General features: G+C 35.8%; 7 protein-coding genes. 4 read left to right on the top strand and 3 right to left on the bottom strand.

Translation table 11 applies throughout. The features are described from left to right. A partial coding sequence (istA, locus tag V514_RS0101435; protein ID WP_035944113.1) for an IS21 family transposase occupies positions 1-589 on the bottom strand: 589 nt, incomplete at its 3' end. Positions 590-695: 106 nt separating this feature from the next. On the opposite strand from istA (V514_RS0101435), the gene V514_RS20740 reads away from it, so the two are divergent. The 4 genes from V514_RS20740 to V514_RS0101455 all read left to right on the top strand — a co-directional run bounded on the left by V514_RS20740 (position 696) and on the right by V514_RS0101455 (position 1,984). Next, entirely contained in the window at positions 696-776 is an 81-nt protein-coding gene (locus V514_RS20740) for a JAB domain-containing protein (RefSeq protein WP_268744194.1), read from the top strand. After that, positions 773-1,069, top strand: coding sequence for a hypothetical protein (locus tag V514_RS0101440; protein WP_029497892.1), 297 nt, complete (start codon positions 773-775; stop codon positions 1,067-1,069). The genes V514_RS20740 and V514_RS0101440 overlap by 4 nt, the downstream gene beginning before the upstream one ends. 226 nt (positions 1,070-1,295) lie before the next feature. Next, on the top strand, positions 1,296-1,445 hold the full coding sequence (locus tag V514_RS20300; protein ID WP_161630158.1) for a hypothetical protein: 150 nt from the start codon (positions 1,296-1,298) through the stop codon (positions 1,443-1,445). Between the two features lie 284 nt (positions 1,446-1,729). Then, positions 1,730-1,984: a hypothetical protein gene (locus tag V514_RS0101455; protein ID WP_029497894.1), complete on the top strand. Its 255-nt coding sequence runs from the start codon at positions 1,730-1,732 to the stop codon at positions 1,982-1,984. A gap of 1 nt (position 1,985) precedes the next feature. On the opposite strand, the gene istB is transcribed toward V514_RS0101455, so the two are convergent. Beyond that, on the bottom strand, positions 1,986-2,708 hold the full coding sequence (istB, locus tag V514_RS0101460) for an IS21-like element helper ATPase IstB (RefSeq protein WP_029497895.1): 723 nt from the start codon (positions 2,706-2,708) through the stop codon (positions 1,986-1,988). Continuing rightward, positions 2,708-4,207, bottom strand: a complete 1,500-nt coding sequence (istA, locus tag V514_RS0101465; protein WP_029497896.1) for an IS21 family transposase — start codon at positions 4,205-4,207, stop codon at positions 2,708-2,710. Before istA (V514_RS0101465) ends, istB begins: the two co-directional genes overlap by 1 nt. Positions 4,208-4,409: the final 202 nt, after the last annotated feature.

Raw genomic sequence — 4,409 nt, forward strand, 5'->3', positions numbered from 1 at the left:
GCTTTGTAACGACTGTGCGCATATTATCGTAAAGAATTTGTTGCGGAACACCATTAAAATAACTGAAGGCGTTTAGATGACATTTAATAAGCGTGTCTTGTTTCATATCTGTCGTAAATTCGATATAACGCTTTCGAGAATAACTGAGAATCATAATAAATGCGTAAAGCTGAATTTCTTCTCCATCAATGATGCATGTTCCTGCGTTTTCAGCCCAGTCAACTTGTGCTTGTTCTCCTGGCTTTGTTTCATATCGCACAGTTGCTTGCTTCTTAGGTGCTGCCCGATAGGGCTGGACAAACTCTCTTAGTATTGTACTTTTACCTTCATATCCTAGCTTTTGTATTTCCTCTAATAGTACTGCGCAGTTAGTAGTACCTTCTTTAATTCTTGCTAATATATAAGATTTATAAGGATCTAGTTTGCTACCACGGCTTTTTCGCTTTGTAGCTTGTGGTAACTTTTCTTGATTTAAATATTTTCGAATCGTTTTTCTATCATAACCTGTTTCTTCTGCGATGGCCGTTAAGGTCCATCCTTTCTGTTTCAGTTCTTTAATCATAAAAATATCCTCCAATACTACCGTCATCTCCACACTTCCAATCTATATTGTCTAATATAGATTATCCGTTATTAGTGGGGAATTTTTAAACGGTATTATCGAGGATTTTAACAGCGATTATGACACAGGCGAAATTCTAGGAATCGAAGTCTTAGACCACGTCATCATTACACATGAGAAGTGCAAGAGTTTGAAAGAGGAGGGATTGATGTGAATGTTGTTGAAAGATTGCAGAAGATGTTGTGCGAATGTTTGGGAATCTGTGTTCCGCAGGAGGAAATCGCAGTTGAGAGTGTTCAACTCTACGCTGACGAGATGGACGAAAAGCTTGTACCAGTAGATGTACTAAAGAATGTGACAGCACCAATTAACGCAGAAATCGTAAGTTACAGAAATGAAATTGGCGTGGAATACCTTCTAATTCAGCTTGAAATCGGTAAAGGAAAAATTCACGAAGTTTGGTTAGTAGATGATGAAGTAGTGGATGTAAACTCGCTACAAAAGTAATCGAGAACTGGTGACAAAAGTATTTAGTGAAAGTTGAAAGGAAGCAAAAGCTAGTCATACCAACGATTTAAGCTAACTTGAACTAGCGACAATATTTAAATAAAGCAGAGAGAGGAAGATTTACATGGATGAAAAATTTCACAGAGTAATTGTAGATGGTGAGCCATACTACAGAAAGATTGAGTTTGGAGATTTAACAGGAGATTTAATGTGCGAGGAAGATTTCATGGACTACGTAATGTCGATTGTTGTACCAACGGAAACATCAATTGATGAAGATGATGTTGATGATGTAATTAGCCGCATGTACGATGTAGACGATCAGCAGCTCGTTTCCAACTATATTGCATATTTGAAAATGGCCGCAGGCATGTAAGTGAATGTCGGTTAAACTTTCCTACTTAAATTTGAAAGGAGGTGAGCGTAAATGTGGTTTGAGTTGTTAAAAGTAGTAATCATAGCCGTTACGACAGCGGTAATTGATTACTTAGCTGAAAATCGTCCATTGTTGCGCATTAGCTAGAACGAGAGGAGGAGCGCATTTTGCTCCTTCTTTTTTTACATTTTGAATAAATTCAAGGATAGTTGAAGTTTAGCGATGAATTTCTAAGCAGGGGCATATAGATTACATTTTTTAAGCCGAAAGAAAGGATGAGATACATGGAATTAATTACGGAGAAGTTTAAGCAATGGCTCATTGAAGATGTGAAAGCAATGTCTACAATCAGCAGCTACATCAACGATGTTAATAAGTTCAATGAATACCTAAAGGAAAGAGACGTGGATAAAGATGTACCGTTAAATCGCTTCTACTTTACAACTTACGTAAAATATTTGAAAGGACAAGGTTGTATTATGCAAGATAAAATTCCTTCAAAATGCAAACTAAAATTCCAGCACCCTTCGGTTATTTAGTTTAGAGATTTATACTAGAATGTTGATATCTATAACTTGGACCCTGAAATGCAATAAGGTGACTATGATGAACTAATCGATCAATTAATGCAGCGGTTAATTTTTCATCATAGAAGATGGTCGACCATTTACTGAATTCCAGATTGGTTGTTAAAATCAGACTCTTACGCTCATAACACGCTGATACAACTTGAAATAATAATTGCGCACCTTCTTGACTAAGAGGCAAAAATCCCCACTCGTCACAAATTAATAAATCTGCTTTCTCAATTGTTTTTAAGAACTTAGCGAGCCGTCCTTCCTGCTTTGCTTCAATAAGTTCGTTTACTAAAGCGGCAGTGCGATAAAACTTCACTATTTTCCCTTGATGACATTGTTCCACGCCTATGGCGGTGGCTAAATGAGTCTTTCCTACGCCAGATGGTCCATAAAGAATCAAATTTTGTTTTGCTTCAATAAAACTACCTGTTTGAATTGTAGTAAGATTGATACTGGCCGGTAATGAAACTCGGGTAAAATCATAATTTTCGTATGTCTTAATGATATCGAAATTCGCATTTTTAATTAATCGATTTGTCCGTGCGACTTCGCGGTGTCCAACTTCTATTGCTAAGAGCTTCAGTAAAAACTCTTCATGTGTTTCTGCTTCAATTTGTTGATATTCTTCGCTCATTCGACTTCCCAAACGCAATTCCCGACAATACTTTACGATTTGCTCTTTCATCATCTCACACCGCCATTCAATAACTGGTCATACATCGTTAAATCAGGTTTATGTTCTTTTTGAATAAAGGCTGCTGGAACGTGAATATCTGCGATATTCTGTTGAGGTTGACGTAATCTATTCCACGTTAAACGAATGCTATCTAAATCTTTTAATCCTAATTGTAATGTCGCTGTTAATGCTTCTGTTGCTTGTACTAGGTTATCTTCTTGATTCATAAAATCAGCTAATAATTCTATTGCTGGACGTGGCTTTTTTTGTTCATTAATGAAATCTTTCCATGGGTCTGGTAGTTCCTGATAAAACAATGTTTGTTTTAATGATTTTGGTTTCTTTGCGATTAGATTCAAATAAGGTGTCCATTTCATAGACTCTAAATTTGTTCCATAAAGTCTTGGATGTTGGATAATTTCTTCGTATTCTTCATTTAAGATAGAAATCGTATTGTGTGTTATTTTTACCCACACTTTTTCATAGGCAAAATTAGGTGATGTAGAGTACTGATTTGTTTCAATTTGAATTTTACCGTAACCATTCGCTTTCAATTGTTTGAAACGTTTCACCTCAAATGCTTTTTCAGCCAACGGCTTCATGGCTTTTTTATCTTCTATCATCAGTTGTGAAATATCAATTTTACGTTTGTAATGCGGGCGCTGTTGATCTTTCTCACATAATTCGAATAACGTTTTATTATAATCCTCTAAGCTCTTAAATACAGGCATAGGCACAAATAAATTCCGACGATGATAACCAACTTTTCCTTCTACGTTTCCTTTTTCATTCCCTTTCCCAGGATTACAGAAGTTGCTTTGAAAGCCATAATGTGCCGCAAATCTTGTGAATTGCTCTACTAAATCTCGGCCACCATCTTTCCTTATCTTTTTAACTGCTGCGGATAAATTATCGAATAAAATAACCGTAGGTACACGACCAATATGTTCAAATATTTGGCGCATTGCTTGTAATAAACATTCTTGATTTTGACCTTTAAAAATTTGTGTATAGCCACCGTTACTATATGGAAATGAGAGGTTAAAATAAAATCCTGTGAAGCGTTCACCATTTTCTTCGAAAATAGCTTCTCCAAAATCAGCTTGTGCCTGTCCAGGCATATGTGTTAATGGAATTGCTGCCACTTCTTTTTTCAACTGTAAATCTTTTTTAACTTCCGATACAAAACTTTGAATAGAGCGAAGACTAATATCAAGATCATCCCCGTACTTTTCTTGTAAACGGTCGTAGACCCTTTTTCCAGTATGTCTCTGCTTTCTAGGCATTTCTAAGTCAGCTACTAACCATGCCATTATTTCATCTTTGTATCGGTCAATCTTTTTAGGAATTACTTTACGTTTTTCTGGCGTAACATTAAAATCCTGTTGGTTCACATATTTTTGAACAGTTTTAAAATCATGTCCGGTTTCTTCAGCTATTTTCCGTAAGGAATAACCTTTATCCTCATACAAAAATTTGATATGATGAATTTGCGTCATTGTAAGCATCCTTTCATTCCTCCTAATCAACTTTTCTGCCAATTAGAAGGTTAGTAGAATTGAAGGGTGCATACAATGATATTTTTTTGCGCTAAAAAGGAAGCATCATTGCAGGATTTTTCATTTGCATAATGCTTCCTTTTTATTTTGCACTAAACACATAGTATTCAGCAAATACGTTTCAATAAACGATTCGAAGACTTTTTAAATT

Origin of the sequence: Kurthia huakuii LAM0618, from assembly GCF_000505545.1 — a bacterium.
Lineage (GTDB): Bacteria > Bacillota > Bacilli > Bacillales_A > Planococcaceae > Kurthia > Kurthia huakuii.